Source organism: Pseudomonas proteolytica (assembly GCF_007858275.1).
Taxonomy (GTDB): domain Bacteria; phylum Pseudomonadota; class Gammaproteobacteria; order Pseudomonadales; family Pseudomonadaceae; genus Aquipseudomonas; species Aquipseudomonas proteolytica.
In genome coordinates this window covers 30,571-55,793 of the sequence record NZ_VFEV01000006.1, presented here as the reverse complement: position 1 = coordinate 55,793, position 25,223 = coordinate 30,571, and the positions used below count along the sequence as shown (strand labels likewise).

Annotated in this window: 20 protein-coding genes; 2 read left to right on the top strand and 18 right to left on the bottom strand. The window is 63.4% G+C overall.

The window, feature by feature from the left end:
• Positions 1 to 10 precede the first annotated feature (10 nt).
• The 9 genes from pgaA to FIV38_RS06140 form a co-directional block, all read right to left on the bottom strand.
• Complete coding sequence (gene pgaA, locus FIV38_RS06180) at positions 11 to 2,461, bottom strand: poly-beta-1,6 N-acetyl-D-glucosamine export porin PgaA (protein ID WP_092232618.1); 2,451 nt, start codon at positions 2,459 to 2,461, stop codon at positions 11 to 13.
• A gap of 297 nt (positions 2,462 to 2,758) precedes the next feature.
• Complete coding sequence (locus FIV38_RS06175; protein ID WP_092232615.1) at positions 2,759 to 4,255, bottom strand: YdgA family protein; 1,497 nt, start codon at positions 4,253 to 4,255, stop codon at positions 2,759 to 2,761.
• Positions 4,256 to 4,579: 324 nt separating this feature from the next.
• Positions 4,580 to 5,212, bottom strand: coding sequence for a hypothetical protein (locus tag FIV38_RS06170; RefSeq protein ID WP_029298821.1), 633 nt, complete (start codon positions 5,210 to 5,212; stop codon positions 4,580 to 4,582).
• 81 nt (positions 5,213 to 5,293) lie between these two features.
• On the bottom strand, positions 5,294 to 6,736 hold the full coding sequence (locus FIV38_RS06165; RefSeq protein ID WP_092232612.1) for an efflux transporter outer membrane subunit: 1,443 nt from the start codon (positions 6,734 to 6,736) through the stop codon (positions 5,294 to 5,296).
• Positions 6,733 to 7,623 (bottom strand): efflux RND transporter periplasmic adaptor subunit, encoded by an 891-nt coding sequence (locus FIV38_RS06160; protein WP_092232609.1) that lies wholly within the window; start codon positions 7,621 to 7,623, stop codon positions 6,733 to 6,735. Before FIV38_RS06160 ends, FIV38_RS06165 begins: the two co-directional genes overlap by 4 nt.
• Positions 7,620 to 7,829: a DUF1656 domain-containing protein gene (locus FIV38_RS06155; RefSeq protein ID WP_029298814.1), complete on the bottom strand. Its 210-nt coding sequence runs from the start codon at positions 7,827 to 7,829 to the stop codon at positions 7,620 to 7,622. Before FIV38_RS06155 ends, FIV38_RS06160 begins: the two co-directional genes overlap by 4 nt.
• Positions 7,826 to 9,904, bottom strand: a complete 2,079-nt coding sequence (locus tag FIV38_RS06150; RefSeq protein ID WP_092232606.1) for an FUSC family protein — start codon at positions 9,902 to 9,904, stop codon at positions 7,826 to 7,828. Before FIV38_RS06150 ends, FIV38_RS06155 begins: the two co-directional genes overlap by 4 nt.
• Positions 9,901 to 10,311: a MarR family winged helix-turn-helix transcriptional regulator gene (locus tag FIV38_RS06145; protein WP_029298811.1), complete on the bottom strand. Its 411-nt coding sequence runs from the start codon at positions 10,309 to 10,311 to the stop codon at positions 9,901 to 9,903. Before FIV38_RS06145 ends, FIV38_RS06150 begins: the two co-directional genes overlap by 4 nt.
• Positions 10,312 to 10,537: 226 nt before the next feature.
• Entirely contained in the window at positions 10,538 to 10,780 is a 243-nt protein-coding gene (locus FIV38_RS06140; RefSeq protein WP_029298808.1) for a DUF2789 domain-containing protein, read from the bottom strand.
• Positions 10,781 to 10,928: 148 nt separating this feature from the next.
• On the opposite strand from FIV38_RS06140, the gene FIV38_RS06135 reads away from it, so the two are divergent.
• Together FIV38_RS06135 and FIV38_RS06130 are read left to right on the top strand one after the other, a co-directional pair.
• Positions 10,929 to 13,085 (top strand): PA5441 family protein, encoded by a 2,157-nt coding sequence (locus FIV38_RS06135; RefSeq protein WP_092232602.1) that lies wholly within the window; start codon positions 10,929 to 10,931, stop codon positions 13,083 to 13,085.
• Positions 13,082 to 13,789 (top strand): DUF3142 domain-containing protein, encoded by a 708-nt coding sequence (locus FIV38_RS06130; protein WP_092232599.1) that lies wholly within the window; start codon positions 13,082 to 13,084, stop codon positions 13,787 to 13,789. The genes FIV38_RS06135 and FIV38_RS06130 overlap by 4 nt, the downstream gene beginning before the upstream one ends.
• 44 nt (positions 13,790 to 13,833) lie before the next feature.
• On the opposite strand, the gene FIV38_RS06125 is transcribed toward FIV38_RS06130, so the two are convergent.
• From FIV38_RS06125 to FIV38_RS06085, 9 genes are all read right to left on the bottom strand, one after another.
• Positions 13,834 to 16,287 carry a TonB-dependent siderophore receptor gene (locus FIV38_RS06125; protein WP_092232596.1) on the bottom strand — a complete coding sequence of 818 codons (2,454 nt, stop codon included), beginning with the start codon at positions 16,285 to 16,287 and terminating at the stop codon, positions 13,834 to 13,836.
• Between the two features lie 136 nt (positions 16,288 to 16,423).
• Positions 16,424 to 17,380 (bottom strand): FecR domain-containing protein, encoded by a 957-nt coding sequence (locus FIV38_RS06120; protein ID WP_092232593.1) that lies wholly within the window; start codon positions 17,378 to 17,380, stop codon positions 16,424 to 16,426.
• Entirely contained in the window at positions 17,377 to 17,886 is a 510-nt protein-coding gene (locus FIV38_RS06115) for a sigma-70 family RNA polymerase sigma factor (RefSeq protein ID WP_029298794.1), read from the bottom strand. The genes FIV38_RS06120 and FIV38_RS06115 overlap by 4 nt, the downstream gene beginning before the upstream one ends.
• A gap of 318 nt (positions 17,887 to 18,204) precedes the next feature.
• The gene (locus FIV38_RS06110; protein WP_092232591.1) at positions 18,205 to 19,641 is read right to left on the bottom strand and encodes an efflux transporter outer membrane subunit; all 1,437 of its coding nucleotides are present in this window, start codon (positions 19,639 to 19,641) and stop codon (positions 18,205 to 18,207) included.
• Complete coding sequence (locus tag FIV38_RS06105; protein WP_092232588.1) at positions 19,638 to 20,696, bottom strand: HlyD family secretion protein; 1,059 nt, start codon at positions 20,694 to 20,696, stop codon at positions 19,638 to 19,640. The genes FIV38_RS06110 and FIV38_RS06105 overlap by 4 nt, the downstream gene beginning before the upstream one ends.
• 25 nt (positions 20,697 to 20,721) lie before the next feature.
• Positions 20,722 to 22,257 (bottom strand): MFS transporter, encoded by a 1,536-nt coding sequence (locus FIV38_RS06100; protein ID WP_092232585.1) that lies wholly within the window; start codon positions 22,255 to 22,257, stop codon positions 20,722 to 20,724.
• A gap of 232 nt (positions 22,258 to 22,489) precedes the next feature.
• Positions 22,490 to 23,410 (bottom strand): LysR family transcriptional regulator, encoded by a 921-nt coding sequence (locus FIV38_RS06095; protein ID WP_092232583.1) that lies wholly within the window; start codon positions 23,408 to 23,410, stop codon positions 22,490 to 22,492.
• A gap of 99 nt (positions 23,411 to 23,509) precedes the next feature.
• Entirely contained in the window at positions 23,510 to 24,358 is an 849-nt protein-coding gene (locus FIV38_RS06090; protein ID WP_092232580.1) for an ABC transporter permease, read from the bottom strand.
• 12 nt (positions 24,359 to 24,370) lie between these two features.
• Positions 24,371 to 25,222, bottom strand: coding sequence for an ABC transporter ATP-binding protein (locus tag FIV38_RS06085; protein ID WP_029298781.1), 852 nt, complete (start codon positions 25,220 to 25,222; stop codon positions 24,371 to 24,373).
• Position 25,223 lies beyond the last annotated feature (1 nt).

The window sequence follows — 25,223 nt, the reverse complement described above, 5'->3', positions numbered from 1 at the left end:
TCGGACTCTTCTAGAAACGGTAAGTGAGGTCGACGAGCAGGCGCACATCGCTTTCGCGCTGACCGTCATAAGGTCGGTTGATCCAGCTCAGGTTGGCGCCGGTTTCCAGTACGTCGTTCCAGCGATAACGCTGGCCGTAACTGAGCAAACCAATGGCGCCGGTGGCGTAATCGCGCTGGCTGTAAGTGCCCGCACCGGCCTGGAACTGCTGACTCCACTGGGTTTCGTAGCGGTGATAGAGCACATGGTTGACGCTCACCGTGGGGAGCACGCTGAAGTCTGAACGCGGGTTGAAATACGCGGCTTCTTCCTTGCTGTTGCGGCTGGCGGCGACTTCCAGGCCAAGGTCCACTTGCACGCCCGGCGAGCGGTAGACGCCCTCACGGCCGCTGAGCAGCGCCTCGACACGGTCGTTGCCGTCGCTGAAGTGGGACGGGCTCAGCGCCAGTCTCCACTCACGGCTCTCGTTGGCGCGCCAGCGGATAAACCCGCTGCCGCCATTGGCCGTGACGTTGGCATTGAGCGCACGCAACGGTGTGCTGGCGGCCAGGTAGTCAAGACTGCCCCCGTACTGCCAGTGGTCGTTGATGTCTCGCGCAATCGCCAGGCGTGCGCCTTGCTTGGTGCCTTTGCCGTAGGAATGATTGGAGACTTCGGCCTCCAGGGTCATATCGCGGGTGCGCCGTTCCACGCCCAGGCGCTGCCAGCGGTGGTGGCCAGTGCCTTCTTCAAAGTCGGCGGTGGCGTAGCCGATACCGCCGAATATCCGCCAGTCTTCATCGATGGGCGGGCTGTAGAGCAGGGTTTCGATGCCCCAGTCGCGGCTACCCGACACCGCCCCGCCGCCATGACTTTTACCGGTCTCGGCTTCGATGCGCAGCTCGGCCATTTCATGCACCTTGCGCAGGCGCTGGAGGCGTTGGACCTGGCGGTTTTCCGGGGCGCGGTCGACCACGTCATCGGCGAGCACATCAAGCTGGCGCCACTCCTGCAGCTCCAGCGCGTTGTAGCCTTGGGAGACTTCCAGGTCGATATGGCGCGGGTTCTGGTTTTCTGCGTCCTTGAGGGCAATCTCCGCACGCCGCGGCCAGGCGCGGGCGCGGAACATGTCCGCCTGGGCCACGCGCATGCCGACATTGCCGGGCGAGGTGCGCACCAGGTTCTCCAGGCTTTTTTCACTGGTTGGCAGATCGGCGCCGTAGGTCGCGGCCTGGGCCGCCAGTTGCTGGGCGGCCAGCCACGCGTCGTTGGGGTTGCCGAGGGGCAGCCCCTTGAGTTCGACCCGAGGCTTTTGCGTGCTCGCCAGGTCGTTTGCGACAGCGCGGGCCTCGCCGGTCTGGTCGTTTTCCAGCAGGGAGTAGTACAGCGCGGTGCTGTCTACCACTTGGTTGCTGGGGTCGGCGTCCGGCGCGGCCACCGCTTGGCGAAACAGCGGCGCAGCCTTTTCCGGCAGGCGTTGATCGAGGTAGGCGGCGGCCACCCAGCGCAGGGCGTAGCCGGGCAGTTGCACGCCTTGAACTTGCAAGGCTTCGTAGTCGTGGATCACCTCGGCGGTACGTGCACGGGCCTTGAGCGCGCCCATCCGGTCTATACGCCAGCGCACCACATCGTCATGGGCACTGGCATCCGGGGTCCAGGTGGCGAGCAGTTGGTCGTAATCCTTGAGGGCGCGGTCGGCGATCACAAAGCGTTCGCTTTCACTGCGCGTCGGGAATTCAGCCAGGCGCACACGTTCGGCAGCCAAGTCACCTTCCAGGCGGCGCTGGGTCACCGGGTCCAGCAGGCCGGGGTGCAGCGCGCTCAGGCGCAAGGCCGGTTCCGGCATACGTGCACGTTGCAGGGCGATCAGGTATTCGCGCACCACCTCGGGCTGGTTGCCGGCGCGGATAAACGCCTGGTCGAACTCGAACAGTGAATCAAACGGCTGCCCGGCACGGGACAACGCGTAGCCCAGGGCCATGCGCCGCTCGACATCCTCGGGCTTGGCCACCACCAGGGTGCGGGCACGCTGTACGGCTTCGGCGGCTTTGCCGCCATCGGCCAGGGTCAGGGCCAGGCCCAGTTGCAGCTGCGGGTTGTTCGGTTCGCGCAGCAACGCCTGGCGATACACGGCCTCGGCGGGCGCCCAGCGTTGTTGATTGCGGTAGGTGCGAGCCACGGTGGTCAGCGCTTGAGTCGTCAGTTGGCGCTGGCGCCCCTGGCGCTCATAGACCTTGAGTACTTCATCATCCTGGCGTGCCCAGCTGGCAATCAGCAGGTGGTCGCTGACCTGGCCAGCGGTCTGGCGTTCGACAGGCAATTGGCGCAACAGGTTGAGCGCCGGCGTGTAGTTGCCGGTGCGGGCCTGGCGAATCAGGGAGTCGTAGGCGGGGTCGGCCACGGCCAGGGTTGGCAGCAGCAGGACGGCACCGATCAGTAGACGCAATCGATCAGGACCGTAGGCAGAGGGGTTACGCAACATGTCGTCAGCTTCCTTACTTGGAAAGCTGTAGCGATATCGCCTGTACAACACGCATCAGGCCGCCGGTATCTGGGGACCCGGACTAGCTTTCCTGGGGCGCAATATCCCCGAGCGGGGTAAGGATTTGGGCAAACCAGGACAATTGTTCAGAATTGTCCTACAAGCTAGTGGAGATCAAATGTGGGAGCGGGCTTGCTCGCGAATGCGGTGGGTCAGTCATGGATATGTTGACTGATACACCGCATTCGCGAGCAAACCCGCTCCCACATTTTTGCTTCGGTGTTGGCCTACAGGGGCTTATTGCGCGCCGCTGACCGCACCCAGCTTGCCCAGTACGCCGCCGATAAACTGCTCGACGGTCATTTTCTGGCCATTGAAGGTCACTTCATTGTTGGCGTAGTGCAGCTTGGCCAGGATGTCGTTGCCTTCCAGGGTTGCCAGTTGCGTGCCCACGGCCATCCCGCTGACCATCTCGCTGGCCATCTGGGATTGCTGCTCGATGGCTTTGGGGTCGGTCACGCCACCGATCTGCGCTTGCAGTGCAGCAATGTCAGAGATCATCGGCTTGGACAGGGTCAGGTTGGCATCCAGCAGCGTGATCATCTGCTTGGCCAGTTCAACCGGTGGCAGCTCCATGGTGGACGGTTTGGTCAGGTCTACCACCAGGTTGAAGCGGCTTTCGCCATTGGCGGTCTTGAGGGCCAGGTTTTCCAGGGCCACTTGCGGTTTGGCGGCCAGCAGCAGGTCGACATTGGCCTGGGCCAGCACTTGCTCGGCTTCGCTCAGTTGCAGTTCTGGAATCGGTTGCCCGGCAGCTTGGGCAGCCTGCACCGGTTGCATCTTGTCCTGATACAGCTTGGTCAGCACCATGGCCGCCGGCACGTCGATGTTCTTCATGCTCACGGCCATGGCCGCCGAGCCGACTGGTTTGCCCTGGTAACCGATCTCGGCGACTTTGTAATCAACACGGCCGCTAAGGTTGTTGTCCTTGGTCTCGCTGCTGTCTTTCTGCTCGAAGCCTTTGACGGTCAGCACCGCTTGTTGTGGACCAAAGGTGAACTGGGTGTTGCTCAGCTCGACGGTGTTCTGGCCGACATAAAAGCCGAAACTGCTCTTGGACAGGTTGCTGGCCACGGTCAGGCCGTTGAGTTGCGCCTGGAACGGTGCGCCATCAGGGCCGACCAGGTCCACCTTGAGGGCGTCCATGTAGCCATTGACCTTGATCTCTTCACCCTTGGCGGTGTTGAAGTAGTCCATCTTCAGGCCAGAGAAGTTGACGCTGGTGGTGGCGTCCTTGTACTCCAGGGGCAGCAGTTCCATGTTGCCGTTCACCGAACGGTTGAAGCTGATGTTGGCCACGCCGTTGATTGGCGAAACGTCCTTGGTGGCGGCGAACCATTTTTCGGTGGTCGGGTTCTTCTCAAGGGCCAGATGGCTGGTAGCCAGCACTGGCCACCACTTCAGGGTAATCAGGCGCGAGACAGGCAGCGGGCCGTGCTCGATACGGTCGACAAACAGCAGCTCGCTGTCTTTGAACTGTTCACCGAACGCCGCGCCTTCGGCCTTGAGGCGGAAGTGGCCGGTGCTGCTGAACCAGCCGCGATCCAGGGAGACCATCTCCAGGGTCATGCGGCCATCGACACCGGCCAGGGAGCGTTCCATCTCCTTGTTGGCGTCTTCGATCGTGGTTTTCAACACCCCTTCCAACTGGCTGCCGGTGTACCAGGCACCGCCGGCACTGACCACGCCGACGGCGGCAACAAAACCCAAGAGTACAACGGCTGATTTATTCATGAAGTGTCCTGATCCAATCCTGTGCGAAGTGGGCTGTCTTCCCTGACTCCCGAAGTGGGCGTCGGCTCAAGCCCGCCGAAAACGGGGCAAGGTTAGCACTGGCGGGGGGGCTCGTTGCAATCTCTTGTGGCTAACGGCGAGGCCAGAGGGCGGACAGGTAGCATTGTGGAGAGGGGGCTTGTCCCCCGCTGGGCTGCGAAGCAGCCCCCCTCGGTCTTCCTGATACACCAAGGGGGCAGGTTTTGGGGCTGCTTTGCAGCCCAGCGCGGGGCAAGCCCGCTCGCCACAGCAGGCCCGATTGCCACGGGGACGTGTTGCGCTTGGTCAGGAGTATTCCATCTCGATTTCGTCGAGTTGGTGGTCGAAGCTCTTCAGCCGGGCGGTCCAGGTGTACACCAGCACTTCAAATTCGCGGTGGATCACCGCATTGCCCGGGGTGTCAGCCTTGGGGTCGTAGAAGTCCAACTGGTAACGCTCGCGGGCCATGGCGGTGGCGACGTCGGACAGCTCCCGGGCGTTGTTCAGCCAGTGCCGCCCTTCGGCCACTTGCCGGTCGAGTAGCACGCATTGTTTTTTCAGGGCCTCGAGGCTTTTTTCGAGGGGGGTGCCGGTCAGTTCGCCCATGACTTCCTGGAACGTCCGCCCAGGCTGCCAGTAGCTGCCCCAGAAGTAGCGGTCGAACACGGTCTCGACCCGGCGCAAGGCGACCTTGGTGTCCCAGATCGCGACCCGCGTCTTGCCTTGTTCAAGGATTTTTTTCTGGGTGCGCTGGCCCTGGTACGACGCCCAGGCCACCACGCCAACGGACAATGCGGCGATCAGCGCGCAGGCGCTGTCGAGGAACACCATGGCCTTATCCAGTTGATGGGCCAGCATGACACCATAGAAGTAAGTCGCCGATAACAACACCAGTGCGAAGAGCACGCACCAGAAAGCGGGAGCATAAGGGTTTTTCATTATTGGAATCCCCATGAGCAACGCAGGCAGTGATCAGCGGGCCATCACGCAAGCCCGTCTGATCAAAGCATAGCAATCGCCTCAGGGTTTGCCGGGTTCTGCACCGTGCGTTCGTCCGCTTTCCCAGCCGCCGCCCAAGGCCAGGAACAGGTCGATCTGGCTCATTGCCACCTGCGTGTTGGCCTGCGCCAGTTGCGCACGCATGTCGGTGTAAGTGCGGGTGGCTTGCAGGTCGGCGAGGAACGACTCGCGGCCGGCCTGGAAGAAGCGGTGCGTCTGGTCGGCGGCCTGTTGCGCCGACTGCTCGGCCTCGGCCAGCGCATCGCGGCGCTGCAGTTGCGCGGTGTATTGCGCCAGCCCGGTCTGGGTCTCGCGGATGGCATTGAGTACCACCCCGTCAAAGTGCGCCAAAGCGCCCTGGGTCGCGGCTTCGGCTTCATGGATGCGCGCACGCGAGCCGTTGGACGGCACCGTCCAGCTCAACAGCGGGCCGAAGCCCCAGCGGTTGGTGGCCGGTTTGCCAAGGTTGTCGATAATACCCACGGTGCCGATGGAGGCGCCGATGCTGATATCCGGGTACAACTCGCCGGTGGCCACGCCAATTCCCGCCGTCGCCGCCGCCAGCCGGCGTTCGGCCTGGCGCACGTCGGGGCGGCGTTTGAGCAGGGTTGCACCGTCGCCCACCGGCAGCAACTGGGCGATATGCGGCAACTCGGCGCAATCGCGGGTGCCGGCCGGCAGTTGGTCCAGGGGCTTGGCCAGGAGCATCGACAGGCGGAACAAACCGGCCTGGCGCGCCGCCTCAAAGCGCGGCAGTTCGGCACGCAGCGACTTGAATTGGGTTTGCGAACGGGTGACCTGGGTTTCATCACCGCGCCCGGCGTCGCGCAGGCGTTGGGTCAGGCGTGTGCTTTGGGCTTGCAAATCCAGGGACTGGCGGGCGATGTGCAGCTCTTCGTTGGCCGCGCACACCTGGGTGTAGGAGCGCACCACGTCCGCCACCAGGGTGATGCGCGCGGTATCCACCGCGGCCTGGGTCGCGTCGGCGTTGGCCTGGGCGCCTTCGATACCGCGCTGCAGGGTGCCGAACAGGTCGAACTGATAAGAGGTGGTGATGCCGATATCGCCGACATTGGCCACCGGTACCTTGTCCGCCAGCAAAAAGGCTTCGCCGGACTCCTGCAAACGCTGGGCGCCGAGCTTGACCCCGCCGCTCCAACCGCCCGCCGATTGCGCTTCCTGCACCTGGAAACGCGCCCGTTGCAGGTTGGCCGCGGCCACGCGCAAGTCGGTATTGGAGGCCATGGCCTGGCGCACCAGTTCATCCAGGCGCGGGTCCTGGTACAGCTTCCACCAGTCGGCGGGTACCGGGGCCGAGACCACATTGTTGCCCTGCCCGGCCAGTTGGCCCTGCAGGTCGCCACGGTTGACGGCGGCTGCGTCGGGCAACTGGTAATCCGGGCCCACCACCTGGCAGGCCGACAGCAGCAGCCCCAGCCCGACGGTCGCCAGCAGTTGCTTCATGGCTGGTCTCCGGGTTTTGCCTGGTCATCGATGATCGACACGGTGGCCGTGCGCCCGGCAATCATGCGGAAATCCGCCGGCACATCGTCAAACGCAATGCGCACCGGGATCCGCTGGGCCAGGCGCACCCAACTGAAGGCCGGGTTGACGTTGGGCAGCAGGTTGGAGCCGCTGGTGCGGTCACGGTCTTCGATCCCGGCGACGATGCTCTGCACATGGCCGCGCAAGCGCGCGCTATCGCCGACCACGCGGATATCCACGCTCTGGCCGACATGAATGCCGTCCAGCTTGGTCTCTTCAAAATAGCCGTCGATGTGGAAGGAATTGCTGTCCACCACCGACAACACCGGGCGCCCGGCGGTCACGAACTCCTGGGCCCGAGGCGCACGGTCGTTGACGTAGCCATCCACCGGGCTGCGGATCACCGAGCGGTCGAGGTTGAGCTGAGCGCTGTCCACTGTCACCTGCGCTTGGGCCAGGGCCGACTGGGCGCGGGCCACGCGGGACTGGCTTTCTTCCAGTTGCTCGCTGGCCACCAGGTTGCCCAGGCCCCGGTTGCGCTTGGCTTCACGCTGGGCCTGGGCCAGGGTTTCCTGGCGGTCGGCCACGGCCGCCTGGGCTTGGCGCAGGGCCAGCTTGAAGCGGTCCTGGTCCACCGAAAACAGCACCTGGCCACGGCTCACCAACTGGTTGTCGCGCACGTCCACTCGCTGGATCAGCCCGGACACGTCCGGGGCGATCTGCACGATGTCGGCACGGATATGCCCGTCGCGGGTCCAGGGGGCGAACATGTAATACATGACCATGCGCCAGACCACGACGCAGGCGAAGGTCACTACGAGCAACGTCAGGACCACGCGGCCAATCGTCAAAAAAGGTTTTTTCATGTCATCAGGTATCGACTGAGTGAGTCCACAGCGCCCAGCAACAGCGCGTAGAGAGCCACATTGAATAATGCCCGGTGCCAGACCAGGCGATAGAAGTGGACGCGGTTCAACAGCCCGTGCACCACCAGGTAAAAGCCATACGTAATGCCCATCAGCACCAGCAGCGTGGGCAGGAACACCCCGCTGATATCCAGGTCACCGATCATAGAGGCGCTCCATCGGGCAGCGGCGCTTGCATCTCGGCACCGCCAATGAATTCAACCCCAGGCAACAGCGCCAGGCGCAGGCCGGCCAGGGCGTGCAACAGGTGCAGGCGGGTATCGCCCTCGCCTTGCAGGCCCTGGCCGTTGAGCGCGCGGCGCGTGCGATCGAGGGTCATCAACAGGCCGCTGGGCGCGGGCAAGCGCTCACCGGCTTTAAGGCAGGCCTTGAAGTAAGCGCCGACACCTTCGACCACCTGGTTGAGCAACACCCGTGGCACGCCGAGGATGCGCGGCGAGTAGGCCAGCAGGTCGAGCAGGTTCAGTGCCACCCGCAAATCACGCAGGGCAATGCCGGTGTCCTGGCCAGTGAGGGCCAGGCGCGGCAGGTGCTGCATCAGGCGGTCGAGCATTTGCACGGCCATGTGCCGGTGCTCGGCCAGGGTCGCAGGTTCGGTGAGGCCGACAATGTCGCGCCAGCTGAAGCGGGTCAGGCGCTTGGCCGCCAGTTCGGCGCCAAAGGGCCGGGCGATCAGCGTCCACACAAAAGCAAACAGCAGGCCCACGGGACCGGCCAGGTTGACGTTGGCGAAGTTGAGGAAGTCCGCATCATAGGCCCCCTGAATACTGATGAATGACGAAGTGTTCACCAGCGTCAGCAACATGCCCAGGTAAAAGCGCGGCTGCACGGTGAGGGTGCCGATGCAGATGAACGGCACGGCGAACGCCAGCACCAGCATCGGGAAATCGTGCAGGTTGGGCAGCACCAGAAACAGGTAGAGGCTGGCGAACAGCACCGACATTGCCGTCCAGAAAAAGAACCGATAAATCTGTGGCGCCGGGTCGTCCATCGAGGCGAAGAAGCTGCACGCCACCGCCGCCAGAATCACCGCACTGCCGCCGTCGGTCCAGCCCAGCAGAATCCACAGCACCGAGGCGACGATGATCGCGGTGACGGTGGAGAACGCCGAGTAAAACATCAGGCCACGGTCAAGAAATGGCGTGAGCCGGCCCAGCCGCCAGTGACGGTAGACGGCGCGCCAGGTGTCCTGGCTTTCGCACTCGATGGCGGCTTGCAGGCTGCGGCAGTCTTGCCACAGGTCGATCCACTCGCCAAGGCGGTAGAGCGCGTTGGAAAACAGCAGGGTGTGGCGATCGTCCAGCGCTTCGCCTTGGGGTTGCAGGGCGTCTAGCTGGTCACGCAAGGCGCGCCAGCTTTCCAGCGGTGCGCCTTGTTGGGTGTCTTGCAGCCATTGCTGGGTGGCTTGGAGTATCGGCGTGAGGCGATCGAGAAACGCCGGAGCGCGGTGTTCGATGGCGTACAGCGCATCATCCAGGGCATCCACCACCGGCAGCAGGTGGATCATGCGCCCGCGCAGTTCCTTGGTGTTACGCACGGTCTGCGGCCGTGCGCCTTCGTGGGGCAACTGGCCGATCATCAATTCGAGAGTGTTGAAGGTGGCGACCATACCGCCGCGCAGGTTGCTGACTTCTTCAGGCTGCACATTGCGCGTCAGAAAGCGCTGGCTGTAGACCTGGGCATCGGCAAACCACTTGACCACCGAGCCATCGAACACCGGCATCAGGCGGCGCGGCCAGAACATCGCGCCCACCACAGCGGCCACTGCGATGCCGAGGAAGATTTCTTCGGTCCGCGCCTCGGCCACATCCCACACCGCCAGGGGGTTATCCACTACCGGCAGGGCGATCAGCGGCAGGGTGTAGCCGGCCAGCATCAAGGCGTAGTTATTGGCAGTGCGCAGGTGCATGGAGAGGAACAGCAAAGTGCCCGTCCACAACGCAATCACCACCACCAGAATGTAGGGCGACTGTACAAACATCGGCACAAAAAACACCGCCGCCGCCGCGCCCATCAAGGTGCCGATGGCGCGGTACAACGCCTTGGAACTGGTGGGGCCGACAAACGGGCTGGAGACGATATACACCGTGGCCATCGCCCAATACGGACGCGGCATTTGCATGAGCATGGCGATGTACAACGCGATCATCGAGGCGGCGAAGGTACGCACGCCGTAGAACCAGTCGCGAGCGGGCGGAAAGCCGCTGAAAAATCCGTTCAAAGCGTCGCCGCCTCAAAGGCGCGCAACACACGCAGCGCGGCCTGCATATCGGTGGGCGCAATGTCGGCCAGCACTTCACGACGCAGGCGCACCAGTTGCGCCTCCACGGCTTGCACCAGCTCCCGACCGCGCTCGGTGAGGCTCAAGGCCTTGGCGCGGCGATCGTGGATATCTTCGGTGCGGCACACATAACCACTGCTGCACAGTTGGTCGAGCAGGCGCACCAGGGACGGGCTTTCCATCCCCGAGGCCTGGGCCACCTTGACTTGATGCACGCCGTCGCCGAGACGGCCGATCATCAGTAAAGGCACTGCGCAGGCTTCGGAAATACCGTAGCTCACCAGGGTGCTCTGGCAGATTTTGCGCCAGTGACGGGCGCCAGCCACCATGCTGCTGCTGAGGCTCATGTGAAGGTGTTCGAGGGAGTGGGACACGGGATAGTTCGCATACAGTTAGTTTGCTAACTATCAATATGATCGAGGAATGGAATCTCGTCAACTTTTGATACAAATTCCCTGATAGGCGGCGGGCTGTGGCCTGTAGGAGCGAGCTTGCTCGCGAAAAACACCAAGACACCGCGTTGATCCAGGGTACCCACGTCATCGTTGACGACCTTCGCGAGCAAGCTCGCTCCTACAGGCGACTGCGGCGCAACCGCACATTCAGTTCATCCACCACGTGCGCCCAATCCGCATCCTCGAGGATTTCCTCGCGCAAAAAAGCCTTCTGGCTGTCCGTCCAGAAAAACGCATCTTCCAATTTCAACTCCGCCTTGAGCGGTGAATGCACGGCGACAAAACGCTCAATGCTGAGGGCGTCATCGGGCAACCCAAGCTGTTTGAACAATGACGGCAGACTGTGAACAGGCGATTCCATGACAACTCCCAAACCAGGTAATTGCCCACAGTCTAGACCGATAAAACTCAGCGAATGGCTGCCACCGGTGCAACATCTTGCAATGTTCACGCTATCATCTTCACCTTTGCCCAGCGGCATTCGCGGACACTCGGAATAAGGACAATTCATGCGCATCGGTCTTCTGTCATCCCTGGCCCTGGCACTGTGTGCCGGCGTTTCCCTGCAGGCCCAGGCCAGTGGCGACGACTCCTGCTACCCCGACTGGCGCGTCTCCCAGGATTCGCTGACCGCCTGTAGCAACATGCCTTTTCTGAGCCCCGGCAATGACAGCCGGACCAACCTGCGCCTATTGCTCGCGGCGAAAAAGAACGCGCCCCTGACCCCCAATGCTCTGGGCGAAGATGACCTGGCCCAGGGCTTTGGCCCGGTCCCGTTCCCGGTGTATCGCCTGGTGCCCCGCCCTCCCGAGGGGCAGGCGCCTGAGGAACAAGGCGCGGAGCTTGCGCAACTGCTGGCCTCGCTGGGCATCCAGCGCGAGGCCACGGCAGCGGCAGGCGATCAGTTTTTGTGGGGCGAAGGCAGCCGCTGTCGCAGCAACAATGTGCAGAGCGCCACCGAATTTGTACGCCAAGTGATCAAGGCCGATGTGCCGGCGAATGAGCGGGTGCTGCTGGCCAATGCACGCTTGAAATTACTTGGCACCTGCGACTGGCAGGGCGAAGTGCTGCTCGAACCCCAGTTGATTGCATCCACCCAGGGCCGTGAACTGACCACCTACCTGCTCGCCGCTGCCGACTTTTACAGCGGGCGCTTTGTGTATGCCGAGCGTGGGTTTGCCGCCGTCACCGTGACCACGTTGCCGTGGCTGAAGGAAACGGCGGTGTACATGATCGCCCGCGCGTCGCTCAACCATGCCCAGGAAAACGCCTTCGATGAATACGGCCTGCCCCAGCGCCAGGCTGTGGATAAGTCGGCCCTGGATGAAGCCGAGCACAGTTTTCTCAGCTACCTGAAGACTTATCCACAGGGCGACTACGCGGCCTCCGCTCGCGGCCTGCTGCGTCGGGTCCATTGGCTGGCCGGCGATGCGGCCAAGCTGGCCGACGACTACGCCTGGCAACTGACCGAGGCCAGCGATGCCGAGCGCAATGGGTCTATCGATGAACTGGTGGAAGAAACCGACAACAAGCTGCTGACCAGCTACGCCGAGACCATCCGCAACCCGCTGTTGCTGGCGATCAACGACCTGATGTGGATGCGCGCCAACAACCCGCCCAAGCTGACCCGCGCCACCCTCGACGCCCAGAAGGCTGAATTTGCCAACGAGCCGGCGCTGTACGACTACCTGCAGGCGGCGTTTGCCCTGTATGTCGAGCACCAGCCGGACACGGCGCTGAAACATCTGCCGCCAACGCTGCCAGCGAGCCTGGATTACTTGGCATTCAGCCAGCAAACCCTGCGCGGCCTGGCCCTGGAAGCCAAGAACGACTGGAAAGGCGCAGAAACGCTGTGGCTGCAACTGCTGCCACTGGCCAAGCAACCGTTGCAGCGCGAGCAACTGGAATTGGCCCTGGCGATGAACTACGAACGCAGCGGCCAATTGGCCAAGGTGTTCGCCGCCGACTCGCCGATCCAGACTGCGCAAGTGCGCTATATCCTGCTACGCAGCGTCGCCGGCCCCGAGTTGCTGCGCCAGCAGATCAGCCAGGCCAGCGACCCGCTGGAGCGCAGTACCGCGCAATTTGTATTGCTTTACAAAGACCTGTTGCGCGGCCAGTTCGCGACGTTTGCCGAGGATTTGCAGCAACTGCCGGCCTCGCCTGCCGCAGATAAAATCGGCACTAGCCTGGGCTATGTGTACGACGGTGGCCAGGCGCTGACCTTGTTCCGCTGGAGCGGCGACAAGGCGCCGTCCGGCTACACCTGCCCGACCATCGCGCAAACCGCCAGCACCTTGCAAAACGACGCGAAAAACCCACACGCCCTCAACTGCCTGGGTGAGTTCATCCTGCGCAACGGCCTGGACGGCATGCCCCTGGAAGAGGCGCGCTCGGCCGGCAGCCTGGGCAGTACCGCATCGGGTTTCAGCGGTGAAACCTTCTCGCGGCTCGATGGCTATAAGCAGGTGATCGCCAACCCCAAGGCGCCTCGAGACGACAAGGCTTATGCGCTGTTCCGGGCGATCAACTGCTATGCACCTTCGGGCTATAACAGCTGCGGTGGCGAAGACGTCGACAAAGCGGTGCGCAAAGGCTGGTTCCGCCAGTTGAAAACCGGGTTTGCCGACACGCAGTGGGGCAAGTCGCTGCAGTACTACTGGTGAAACACCTGTGGCTAGGCTTGCTGCTGTTGGCGAGCCCGGCCTTCGCCACCGTCGACGCCCACGACTATGACGCTTTCTGGTTGTGGAGCGGCGTCGCCCCACAGCCGGTGCTCAAGCAGGCCAAGACCCTGTACATCCTCCAGGGCCAGATCAATTCGACCCGCCGCCAACCCAGCCTTGGCGTGCAGTTCATCGCCCAGGGCATAAGCGTGCCGCGCATCCGCCAGGGTGAGGTGTGGGTGGTCTACCGCGCCCACACCCTGCGTTGGCCAGAGCCGGTCTACACAAAATTGCTGGCACAAGTGCAGCGCTGGAAAGCCGCAGGCAATCCGGTGGTGGGCATCCAGATCGACTTCGATGCCCGCACCCAATACCTGCACGAATACGCCGACTTCCTCAAGGACCTGCGCCAGCGCCTGCCAAGGGATTTGCGCCTGAGCATCACCGGCCTGATGGACTGGAGCAGCAACGCCGACCCGGCCGCCATCGCCCAGCTCAACGGCGTAGTGGATGAAGTGGTGGTGCAGACCTACCAGGGGCGCCACAGCATCCCGGACTACGCGGCGTACCTGCCACGGATGAACCGGCTGGGGCTACCGTTCAAGATCGGCTTGATCCAGGGCGGGGATTGGCAGGAGCCGGCGTATTTGCAGGAGAGTGAGTGGTTTCGCGGGTATGTGGTGTTTTTGCAGAATCCCCACTGATCAACCTGTAGGAGCCGGCTTGCCGGCTCCTACAGGGTTGTGCCTTACCAGTCGTAGGTCAGGCTCGACACCACCGTGCGCCCTTCGCCGTAGTAGCAGTCCAGGTCGCTGGTGCACTGCGACACATAGGTTTTATTGGCGAGGTTCTGCACATTCATCGCCAGCTTCACGCCTTTGAGCTTGAGGGGCGAGGCGCCCAGGTCGTAGCTCAGGCTGGCATCGTAGACGGTGTAGGACGGCACCGTGAAGGCGCCGACAAAATAGTCACCCATGCTGCTGCGCGAGTAGCGGGCACCCAGGCCTGCGCCGAGGCCGGCCAGGGGGCTGTCGCCGATCACCGTGTAGTTGACCCACAACGCCGCCGTCAGGGGTGAGATGCCCGCCGGGTGGCGGCCTTCGCGACCTTCGTTGTCCTTGGTGTACTTGATGTCGTTGCGCGCCGCCGAAGCGACCACATCCCAAGCGTCACTCAACACCGCCTTGGCTTCGAACTCGACGCCGCGCGAACGCATGGCGCCGCTCTGGCTGCTGAAGTTGGTGAGCGGAATGGCCGTCAGGATGTTTTCCTGGTCCAGTTGGTAGACCGAGACCTGCACAAAACTTTCCTGGCCCGGCGGCTGGTACTTCACGCCGACTTCATACTGGTTGCCGGTGGACGGGTCGAAGGGCTTCTGGTTGGCATCGGTGCCGGACAGCGGCAGGAAGGATTCCGAGTAGCTGATAAACGGCGCCAGGCCGTTATCGAACAGGTATACCAGGCCCGCGCGCCCCGTGAATGCCTGGTCCTTGCTGCTGGTGCGGTCGCCGCTCAGCGGCACCTTGTTGACCACGTTGGCCCAGTCATAACGCCCGCCCAGCACCAGCGCCCACTTGTCCCACTTGATCTGGTCCTGCACATACAGGCCGGTCTGGGTGATGGTGTTGTCCCAGCGGTACGGCTGGCCAAAATTCAGCGGCTGGCCGTAGACCGGCGTGAACAGGTCGATGATCGGCGGATTGCGGTCGTAGAGGCCGAGGAACTTGGAATTGAAATGGTAGTAGTCCAGGCCCACGATCAGGGTGTGGGAAAACTCGCCAGTGTTGAACTCGGCCTGGGCGATGTTATCCACGCCGATGACTTTGTTGTTCTGCCGCCAATCCACACCGAAGCGCTGCAGGTAGCGTTGATCCATGGCGCCGGTGGCCGGGTTGGCGACAAACCGATAGCCGTGCAACGGCGCCACGTAGCGGTCGTCCACTTCGGCATAGCGCGCGTTTTGCTTGAGGGTCCAGGTGTCGTTCAAGCGATGGGACAACTCGTAGCCGAAGGCGACCTGTTCGCGGTTGTATTTGTTGACGCCTGGCTCACCGATAAACAGATCACGGTCGATCTTGCCGTTCGGGTTTTTCCAGATCGTCCCGGAGGCCGGCAGCCCCTGGGCTTCGGGCACGCCCTTGTCTTTCTGATATTGGGCGAAGAGGGTCAGGCTGGTGTCGTCATTGGGTCGCCAGGTCAGGCTGGGCGCGATGAATTGGCGCTTGTTTTCGAAGTAGTCGATCTCGCCCTGTTCGTCCTTGAGTCGTCCAGTAAGGCGATAGAAGAATTGGCCTTGGTCATCCAACGGGCCACTGAGGTCGAGGGCCGCGCTCTTGTGCTCGTAGGTGCCGGCTTCGAGCACCACCTGGCGCACCGGCGTCTCGCTGGGGCGCTTGCTGACCATATTGACGATGCCGCCCGGCTGGTTGTGCCCGTACAGCACCGATGCCGGGCCCTTGAGCACTTCGATGCGCTCCAGGGAATAGGGCTCGATCTGCAACGCACCGCCGGTACTGCCACCGCCGTACGGCAAGTGCAGGCCGTCGAGGTACAGGGGCGTTGGCGAGAAACCACGGGAGGTCGGCTCATCGAACAGCTTCACCCGGTCGGAAAAACCGCCGGCGCTCATGCCTGGGGTGTAGAGCAACGCCTGGGTCACGCTTTGCGCACCGCGCGCCTTGATTTCGGCGGCGGTGATGACGTTGATGGTCTGGGGGATTTCCACCAGTGCCGCATCGGTCTTGCTGCCCGTGGCGCTACGCGTGGCGACGATGCCGTCGACCGGGCCCCAGGCGTTCTCCTGGGCCTGCTGGGCGCTGATCCGCGTCGCGCCCAATTGCACCGAGCCGTCCCCCGAAATCGCCTGCACCGACCAGCCACCCGCGGATTGCATCGCCACCAGGCCGCTGCCCGCCAACAACTGCTCCAATCCAGGCCCGGTGGCATAGCGACCTTGCAAGCCAGGGCTGCGTTTGCCAGAAGTCAGTGCCGCATCCACCGAGAGCAAAATCCCCGAGGCGCTGGCGAAACGGTTCAACGCCTGGTCCAGGCTGCCGGCGGGGATGTTGTATTGGCGCAAGGCTTCGCCGGCGCTCTCCTGGGCCTGAACCATGGTCGGGACGACCGGAACAGTCGCCAGCACACTGATAAACAGGCCACGGCGCAGGGCGCGGGCCAGAGGTTGGATTGGGTGGTGCGGCATTGCAGGACTCCCCCGTGAGAACGCTTCTTGATTGGCTTTCAAGAGGTATCCCGCACGGGATTGGAAAACCGACAAAAGAAAATCAGATTTTTTTCAAAGACCCTGTAGGAGCCGGCTTGCCGGCGATGGCGGTGTGTCAGGCCCTGGGTTTGATGGTGACCCAGTAACGGGTCACCGCCTGTGCCTGCACCGGTAGCGAGCGCTCCAGCGCTGCGAGGATCGCGTCGGTGTCATTCAGGGGAAATACGCCCGTCAGCAACAGGCCCGACACCGATTCATCGCAACGCAAAACCCCTGGCCGATAGCGGCTCAGTTCAGCGACAAAGCGCCCTAGCGGCTGGCGCTCGGCGATCAGGCGATTCTGGGTCCAACTGCTGGCGTTGGCATCCAGCGCGGTCACCGCCGAGGTCTGGGTTGCGCTGAACCACAGGCTGTCCCCCGCGTTCATCAGCACTGGCACACCCTGCACCGGGCGCACCTGCAAGCGCCCTTCATACAGATCAACGCGGCTACCGTCGTCCAGTTCGCGCACGGCAAACCGGGTGCCCAGGGCCTGGATATCGCCGGCGGCGGTCTCGACGATCAACGGGCGGGATGGGTCGTGGCCGCTGGTCAAAAGGATCTCGCCACGAATCAGGCGGATGCGCCGCTCAGTGGCACTGAAGCGCAGGTCGATGGCGCTGTCGCTGTTGAGGTCCAGGTGGGTGCCGTCGCTCAAGGTCAGGTGACGAATCTCGCCGGTGGCGGTGCGATGCTCGGCAAAGGCCGCCTGCCAGGGCTGGCTGCCCTGGACCCAATAACCGCTGCCACCGGCCACCAGCAGCAACCCGAGCAGTTTCAACGCGGCCCGACGCTGGGGGTCTGGCGCGTCGCGCAACACCGCACGGGCGCTGTCGGCGGGCACGCCGCCCAAGGTCTGCTGTAACTGCTGCAAACGCTGCCAGGCGCGGCGATGCTCCGGGTCGGCAGCCTGCCAATGGGCAAAGGCCTGGCGCTGGGCCCCGTCGAATTCGCCGCCCCACTGCAGCATCAACCACTCGCTGGCCTGCTCGACCACAGCCGGGGCAATCGGCGCGTCATGGCGGGCTCTCATTCTTCGTAGGCCACCTGGTAGCAGGCGATGATCGCGCGGGTCATGTACTTCTGCACCGAGCTGATCGTCACCCCCAGGCGTTCGGCGATCTGCGCGTAGGTCAGGCCTTCGAACTGCGACAACAGGAACGCGCGGCGCACGTTCTCGGGCATGCGGTCGAGCATGGCGTCGATCTGCATCAGGGTTTCGAGGATCAGGGCGCGGGTCTCCAGTGACGGCGACTGCGGCTCGGGCAAGTGCGCGATGCTTTCCAGATAGGCGCGCTCGATGCGCAGGCGCCGCCATTGGTCGATCACCAGGTTGCGCGCGATCTGCGTCAGGTAGCTGCGGCTTTCCTTGGCCCCGGGAAAACGCCCGGACACCAACAGGCGCAGGAACGTGTCCTGGGCCACATCGGCGGCGTGCTCACGGTCGCCCAGGCGCTTGCGCAGCCAGCCTTGCAGCCAGCCATGATGGTCGCGGTACAGGAGATGAAGCTGTTGCTGGCCGTCAGTCGCGGTGTCCATGAATCGCTCGGATACATTATTGAGAGCAATTATCATTACAGCTTGTGTCGCGACTGGCAAAATCTTTGTTTTCAGAGCCCCCAGATTGTGCCCCGCAGGCTTATTGTGGTGAGCCGGTTTGGTGTGGCGAGCGGGCTTGCCCCGCGCTGGGCTGCGCAGCAGCCCTAAAACCTATCTGCGCGGTGTGTCTGGAAAACAGCGGTGTGTTGTTGGGGCTGCTGCGCAGCCCAGCGCGGGGCAAGCCCGCTCGCCACACCAAGCCCGCTCACCACCACAAGCCAGTTCAACACAACAAGCCCATTACCAAACCAACAGGATCTAGCTGGACAACGGGTACACCGACTCCCAGCCTCCGCCCAGTGCCTTGTACAGGCCGACCATGGCCAGGGACACGCCGGTGGAGCTTTCCACCCATTGTTCCTGGGTCGCCAGCAAGGCGCTCTGCACCGTGAGCACGTTGACGAAATCCACCACCCCTTCGACGTACTGGTGCTGCGCGGTGTCCAGGGCGATCTGGTTCTGGCGCACCGCTTCGGCGAGGCTGTCGCGGCGCAGTTGGCTGGCGTTGTAGCGGGTCAACTGGTCGTCGATCTCATGCCAGGCGCGCAGCACGGTCTGCTGGTAAGCCAGAGCCGCTTCCTGCTGCTGGGCCTCGCGCAGGTCGAGCATGCCTTGCAGGCGGCCACCGTTGAACAGCGGCAGGCTCAGCGACGGGCCGAAGGCAAAGGTGCGTGAACCCCAGGAGCCCAGATCCGACAATTGCATGGCCTGGGAACCGAGGCTGCCCGACAGGGTGATACGCGGGTAGAAGTCACCCTTGGCCACGCCAATGCTGGCGGTCGCCGCATGCAGGCGTGCTTCGGCCTGGCGGATGTCCGGGCGGCGCTGTGCCAGTTGCGACGGCAGGCCAATCGCAACCTGGCGCTGGGTCTGGGGCACTGCGCCGTCCTGCGACAGTTGCGCATGCAAGGCTTGCGGCGCCTGGCCCATCAACAGGCTCAGGGCGTTGATCAACTGGTCCTGGCGCTGCTGCAAATCCGGCAGTCGCGCTTCGATGGCGGCCACTTGCGCAGCGGCTTCAGCGACATCCAGGTGGGTCGCCACGCCATCGGCCAAACGCAGTTGCGAGAGTTTCAGGCTACGGCGCGCCACGTCGAGGTTTTGCTCGGTGACCGCACGGGTGCTTTGCACGCCGCGCAGTTGGATGTAGTCCTGGGCGGTCTCGGCCAGCACCGACAGGAGTACGCTGCGGCGGTCGTTTTCGGCCACTTGCAGGGTGGCGTCGGCAGCTTCGGTTTCGCGCCTTACCCGGCCCCAGAAATCCAGCTCCCAGGAAGCGGCAAAACCGGCGTCCCACAGGTTGAAGGCCGAACGGCCGTTGTTGCCGGACGGGTCGCTCAGGCCATTGGCGCTGTTGCGTTTGCGGCCGTAGTTGCCATCGGCGCTGACCTCTGGATAGCGCCCGGCGGTCGTCACCTGGCGCACCGCACGGCTCTGTTGCAGGCGGCTGCTGGCCAGTTTCAAGTCGAGGTTGTCGCTCAGTGCCCGGCGCACCAGGGCCGACAATTGCCGGTCGTGGAACACGTCCCACCACTGTTCCTCCAACGGGTCGCTGACCGCGCGGCTGGCGGCCTGGCGGCCCTGGGGCTCGGCCCATTGCGTCGCCGACTGGGTGTCGGGCCGTTTAAAGTCCGGGCCGACGGTGCAAGCGCACAGGCTGATCATGCTCAGAGTAAGCAGCGCGAGTTTTCTCATTGCTGCGCCACCTCACGTTGCTGCGCACTGGGCTGGGTGTTGACGCTGGCCTCCACCGACATACCGACCCGCAGGCGATGAATATGCGCCTGCCCTGGCTCCAGGAGGATTTTCACCGGAATACGCTGCACCACCTTGGTGAAGTTGCCGGTGGCGTTGTCTGGCTTGACCGAGGCGAAGGTCACGCCCGTGGCCGGCGCCAGGCTTTCCAGGTGGCCCTGGAGCACTTCACCGTCGAGGCTGTCGACCCGCACTTCAACCGTTTGGCCGGCATGCATGTGGGACAGTTGGTTTTCCTGGAAATTGGCCACCACATACGCGTCGGCCAGCGGCACCACGGCGAGGATCTTGCTGCCGGGTGTGACAAAGGCCCCGACCCGCACCGCACGCTCGCCGACCATGCCGTCCACCGGCGCGACGATGCGTGTGTACGACAGCTGATAACTGGCCATTTCCAGCGCGGCCTGGGCCCGCTTCAAACCGCCTTCAGCTGCATCGCGCTGGGCGCTGAGGATTTCCACCTGCTTGCGTTCGGCGGCCAGTACCGCTGTGGCGTTGGCTAGGCGCGCATTGGCCTGGTCGATGCGGGTCTTGGCTTGCTGGGCGTTCTGCACAGTGCCGGCGCCGACACCGGCAAGGTGGTTGTAGCGGCTCAATTCGTGTTCGGCAAAGGCCACTTCGGCGCGATCGGCGGCCACGGTGGCCTGGGCCTGGGCGATCACCGAGCTTTGCCGCTCAAGGGTGGCTACTGCGTTTTTCAGTTGGGCCTGGGCCATCAGGGTCTCGGCATCGGCGGCCTGGGCGGCGGCGCGCAAGTCGCGGTCATCGATCAGCGCCAGCAACTGCCCGGCCTTGACCTGTTGGTTGTCCTCTACCAGCACCTCTTTGATAAACCCGGCCACCCGTGGCGCCACCAGGGTGTAGTCGGCAGCGACGAAGGCGTCGTTGGTGGTCTGGCGCTTGCTGCCAAACACGCCCGGCGCCAGCAGGTACACCAGCACGCCCACGGCGCACACGGCGATAACAGTCACGGCAATCTGGTCTTTACGTTTCATGGGAATCCTTTGTTTCAGTCAACAATCAGGCGGGTGCGCGCGGCGGGAAAATCCGCGTCGGCATCCAGAAAATCAGCAGGATCAACGCCACCGCGACACCGGCCATGACGTAATAGAGATCCGAAGACGTCAGCACCACGGCCTGCTGGTGCAGCCGATGGGCCAGGCCCGTGGCATCGCCGTCGGCCAGGGGCGAGTTACCCAGGGCGTCCACCAGCATGGTCGAGTGGAAATGCAGGCGGTGGGTGGTCAGTACCTCGATCACGCCGGTGGCGACCACGGCGGCCAGGCCCTTGACCGTGTTGAACCAGGCCGAGGCGAACGGCCCGTCGGTGGGCACGATGCTGCCGGTAGACAGCATCAACAGCGGCAACACCGCCATCGGCTGCCCGAAAATCTGCAGCAGTTGCAGCACGTAGAACTCATCCCGGATCCACGCCGAGGTCAGTTGCGCGCCACCGATACACGAGAGGGTCAGCATGCCCAGGCCAATCCCCAGCACCCAGCGGCAATCCACCCAGCGCAGGTTGCACAGGGCCGCTACCAGCGGCAGGGCGATCAACTGCGGCAGGGCCATGACCAGCATTACCGGCGCGGTCTGCAGCGGCCGATAGCCCTGCACCTGCGCCAGGTAGCTGGACGGCAGGATGATCACCGCCTGCAGCACCACCAGCACCCCGGCCAGCACGATCAAGGCAAACGACAGGTTGCGCAGGCCGAGCATCTGCAACTTGAAGAACGGCATCGGGTGTGACCATTCATTGATCATGAACAGCACCAGCAACAGCACCCCGCCCACCAGCAGCGTGGTGATCAGCGGCGACTCGAACCAGTCCAGACGATTGCCCTGCAAGATGCCGATCACCAGCATGCAGATCGCCGGGAACCCCAGCAGCAGGCCGCGCCAGTTGAATTGCTTGAGGCGCTCCAGGCGTAACGGATCCTGGGGCAGGCCGTAGGCCACGGCGGCCATCGCCAGCAGGCACGGTGCGACGATCTGCCAGAACGCCCACTGCCAACCGACATACTCGGTCCACAGCGCCGCCAGCGGTGTGCCAAGGCTGGGGCCGAAGGTGGCGGTCAGGGCGTAGCCGGCCAGGCCGTAGAGTTTGACGTTGGCCGGCAAAAAGCGCAGGGCCACGGTCATCAGCATCGGCGGTAGAGCGCCACCGGCCAGGCCTTGCACGGTACGCAGCAGCAGCAGGCTTTCGTAGTTCGGTGCCAGAGGGCACAGCACCCCCAGCAGGGTGAACAGGCCGATGGCCCACAGGGTGAAGCGGCGCAGCGAAAACGTCACCGAACACCACGGCGCAAAGGCCATGGCCGAGACGGAGGTGGCCGTGTAGGCAGCAACCAGCCAGGTGCCTTCGTCAAACCCGATGTACAGCGCACCGCGGATATCGGCGAGGGCGACCTTGGTCACCATTTCGTTCAGGCCCGAAACCAGAACCGCCAGCAGCACGCCGACCAGGCCGATGATGATCCGCGGGCCAAACACAGGGGGGCTGACGGCGGCGGGTTTGGCTGCAGCCAAGGGAGCGGGGGCAGCGAGGGAAGTCATGAAGGTACAACTCGAAAATAGAATACCCGAGCAGTTTAATAAGGCTTAGACATGACGAAAACTGACTTATGGGAAGGTTATAACTGCATCAGACGCAATGATTGAATGTGGGAGCAGGCTTGCCTGCGATAGCGGTGTACCAGTGACAGATGCCTTAGCTGACACACCCCTATCGCAGGCAAGCCAGCTCCCACACAAGCTAGGCTAGCTCCACATATTTGGATCGAAGTTGTCAGGTGGGCTGGGCTTCACGCCAAGTCGCCGCACAGCTTTCGCGCATGGTTTCACGCAGCCATTTGTGCGCCGGGTCTTTGTCGAAACGCGGGTGCCAGGCCTGGGTCAGCACCAGGGTCGGCAGGGAGATCGGCAAGGTGAATGCGCGCAGCGGCAGTTTCAGGCGATTGGCGCTGTACAGCGCTTCCTTGGGCACCGGCAGGATCAGGTCGGAGTCGGGCAGCATGAACATCGCGCCGTGAAACCCTGGCGCGATCATCGCCACCCGGCGTTCCAGGCCCTGGGCATTGAGGGCGGTGTCGATCGGCCCACGGGCAATACCGCGCCGGGAAATGCTGATATGGGAGTAGCTGGCAAAGCGTGCGGCGGTGATTTCTTCGTCGAACAGCGGGTGGCCTTCGCGGGCCAGGCCGACGAAGGTGGTGGAGAACAGGTTCTGCACCTTCACTTCCGGGGTGATCGGCATGGTGTTGCCGACGCGCAAGTCCAGGCGCCCTTCGCGCAGGGCTTCGTCGTCGCTGTCGCCTTCGGGGACGAACCGCAGCTCGCAATGGGGTGCCATCCGCTCCATGGTGTCGAACAACCGCCCGCCATACACGCCGACAAAAAAGTCATTGGCGCGCACGCTGAAGCGCCGGCGCAGGGTGCTCAGGTCGACTTCATCCGCCGAACGAAACAACAACGCCGCCTGCTCCACCACATTGCGTACCTGGCCTTGCAACTCCAGGGCCTTGGGCGTAGGCACCAGGCCGCGCCCGGCGCGCACCAGGATCGGATCGCCCACCGCTTCGCGGATGCGCGTCAGGGTTCGGCTCATGGCGGCCGGGCTGAGGTTCATCCGCCGCGCGGCGCCCACCACGCTGCCCTCGTCGAGCAAAGCGTCGAGGGCCACCAACAGGTTCATATCCGGTAATTGCATGCCAAGCACTCATGATGGGTTTGGAGTACAGCGCACGCAATCGTAGCAGGCTTTACCGGTACTGCCCGGTGGCGAGGGGCTCCAGGCCCGCGCAAGGGTTTATCGCTGCATGCCCCAGCGCTTCACGGTGACGCGCTCCAGGGTGTCGAACACCAGGTTCTCTACGAGCAGGCCGATAAGGATCACCACCGCCAGCCCCGCGAAGACCTTGTCGGTGTACAGCTCGTTGCGGTTCTGGAAGATGTACCAGCCCAGGCCACCCTTGCCGCTGGTCGCGCCGAACACCAGTTCGGCGGCGATCAGCGTGCGCCAGGCAAAGGCCCAGCCAATCTTCAGCCCGGCGAGGATCGACGGCAACGCCGCCGGAATCAGGATAAACAGCACAAAGCGGATGCCCTTGAGGCCGTAGTTGCGGCCGGCCATGCGCAGGGTTTCCGACACGCCCATAAACCCCGAGTAAGTGTTGAGTGCCAGGGCCCACAGCACCGAGTGCACCAACACAAAAATCAGGCTGTTCTGCCCCAGGCCAAACCACAGCAACGCCAATGGCAGCAGGGCAATCGCCGGCAGCGGGTTGAACATCGAAGTCAGGGTGCTCAGCAGGTCACGGCCCATCTGGGTCGAAACCGCCAACGTGGTCAGGGCGAATGCCAGGACAATCCCGATCAGGTAGCCCTTGAGCAGCACCACCAGCGAGATACTGACCTTACCCAACAGCTCGCCACTGGCAATGCCGTCGTAGAAGGCGTGGAAGGTCTGCAGGAAACTGGGCAGCAGCAGGTCGTTGTTCTGATAGCGCGCCGCTGCTTCCCAGAGGAGCGCCAGCACGATCAGGATCAAGCCTTTGCGCAACCAGCCTTGTTGCCACAGGCGCTGGCGCAGGGGTAAGGCACGCTCCACGGGCACGCCGGGCAGCGGTTGCAGGGTGATTTCATATTCCTGGCGCATGGGCACAGTCCTTCAATAAGCGATGCGGATATCGGCAAAATCCAATTCGGTTTCTGCCTCGGGCGTTTCATCGAACAACAGGCGATGAATACGCCGCGCCGACGCCTGGAACTCCACACCGCCAAGGCTGTGCAGGTCATATTGATGGCTGTGGATTTCGGCGCGCACACGCCCTGGATGGGGCGACAGCAGCAGGATGCGGTTACCCACCACCAAGGCCTCTTCGATGGAGTGGGTGACGAACAGCAAGGTAAAACGCACCTCCTCCCACAGCAGCAGCAACTCCTCTTGCATCTTGCGCCGGGTCAGGGCGTCGAGGGCGGCGAACGGTTCGTCCATCAACAGGATTTTCGGCTGCATGGCCAATGCCCGGGCAATCGCCACGCGGGCCTTCATGCCACCGGACAGGGTGTGGGGATAGGCGTCGGCAAAGGCGCTCAAGCCGACCTTGTCGAGGTAGTACAACGCCCGTTCTTCGGCCTCGCGACGCTTGAGGGTCTTGGACGCCAGCAGCGGGAACATCACGTTCTGCTTGACGGTTTTCCACGGCGGCAACTGGTCGAACTCCTGGAACACCACGATGCGATCCGGGCCCGGCTGCTCGACCTTCTGCCCTACCAGGCGAATTTCGCCTTCGCAGGGTTTGATAAAACCGGCTACCGCCTTGAGCAGCGTGGACTTGCCGCAGCCCGAAGGCCCCAGCAGTACAAAACGGTCGGCCGGATCGATCTCGAAACTGACCTGGTGGGTGGCCCGCACTACCCGTTCGGGCGTGCGGTATTCAAGGCTGACGTGATCCACCGAGAGCAGCGCCTCAGTGGTGTTCAGGTTGCTGGCCGTGTGGCCTTGCAAGGGTGCGTTCATC

What these genes read in the sequence shown, in the direction of transcription:
- FIV38_RS06170 (WP_029298821.1), bottom strand. Translation starts at nt 5,212, where the DNA reads ATGAAAAACCCTTATGCTCCCGCTTTCTGGTGCGTGCTCTTCGCACTG.
- FIV38_RS06155 (WP_029298814.1), bottom strand. Translation starts at nt 7,829, where the DNA reads ATGATCGGTGACCTGGATATCAGCGGGGTGTTCCTGCCCACGCTGCTG.
- FIV38_RS06165 (WP_092232612.1), bottom strand. Translation starts at nt 6,736, where the DNA reads ATGAAGCAACTGCTGGCGACCGTCGGGCTGGGGCTGCTGCTGTCGGCC.
- FIV38_RS06135 (WP_092232602.1), top strand. Translation starts at nt 10,929, where the DNA reads ATGCGCATCGGTCTTCTGTCATCCCTGGCCCTGGCACTGTGTGCCGGC.
- FIV38_RS06120 (WP_092232593.1), bottom strand. Translation starts at nt 17,380, where the DNA reads ATGAGAGCCCGCCATGACGCGCCGATTGCCCCGGCTGTGGTCGAGCAG.
- FIV38_RS06115 (WP_029298794.1), bottom strand. Translation starts at nt 17,886, where the DNA reads ATGGACACCGCGACTGACGGCCAGCAACAGCTTCATCTCCTGTACCGC.
- FIV38_RS06105 (WP_092232588.1), bottom strand. Translation starts at nt 20,696, where the DNA reads ATGAAACGTAAAGACCAGATTGCCGTGACTGTTATCGCCGTGTGCGCC.
- FIV38_RS06085 (WP_029298781.1), bottom strand. Translation starts at nt 25,222, where the DNA reads ATGAACGCACCCTTGCAAGGCCACACGGCCAGCAACCTGAACACCACT.
- FIV38_RS06100 (WP_092232585.1), bottom strand. Translation starts at nt 22,257, where the DNA reads ATGACTTCCCTCGCTGCCCCCGCTCCCTTGGCTGCAGCCAAACCCGCC.
- FIV38_RS06160 (WP_092232609.1), bottom strand. Translation starts at nt 7,623, where the DNA reads ATGAAAAAACCTTTTTTGACGATTGGCCGCGTGGTCCTGACGTTGCTC.
- FIV38_RS06090 (WP_092232580.1), bottom strand. Translation starts at nt 24,358, where the DNA reads ATGCGCCAGGAATATGAAATCACCCTGCAACCGCTGCCCGGCGTGCCC.
- FIV38_RS06110 (WP_092232591.1), bottom strand. Translation starts at nt 19,641, where the DNA reads ATGAGAAAACTCGCGCTGCTTACTCTGAGCATGATCAGCCTGTGCGCT.
- FIV38_RS06145 (WP_029298811.1), bottom strand. Translation starts at nt 10,311, where the DNA reads ATGAGCCTCAGCAGCAGCATGGTGGCTGGCGCCCGTCACTGGCGCAAA.
- pgaA (WP_092232618.1), bottom strand. Translation starts at nt 2,461, where the DNA reads ATGTTGCGTAACCCCTCTGCCTACGGTCCTGATCGATTGCGTCTACTG.
- FIV38_RS06125 (WP_092232596.1), bottom strand. Translation starts at nt 16,287, where the DNA reads ATGCCGCACCACCCAATCCAACCTCTGGCCCGCGCCCTGCGCCGTGGC.
- FIV38_RS06095 (WP_092232583.1), bottom strand. Translation starts at nt 23,410, where the DNA reads ATGCAATTACCGGATATGAACCTGTTGGTGGCCCTCGACGCTTTGCTC.
- FIV38_RS06175 (WP_092232615.1), bottom strand. Translation starts at nt 4,255, where the DNA reads ATGAATAAATCAGCCGTTGTACTCTTGGGTTTTGTTGCCGCCGTCGGC.
- FIV38_RS06140 (WP_029298808.1), bottom strand. Translation starts at nt 10,780, where the DNA reads ATGGAATCGCCTGTTCACAGTCTGCCGTCATTGTTCAAACAGCTTGGG.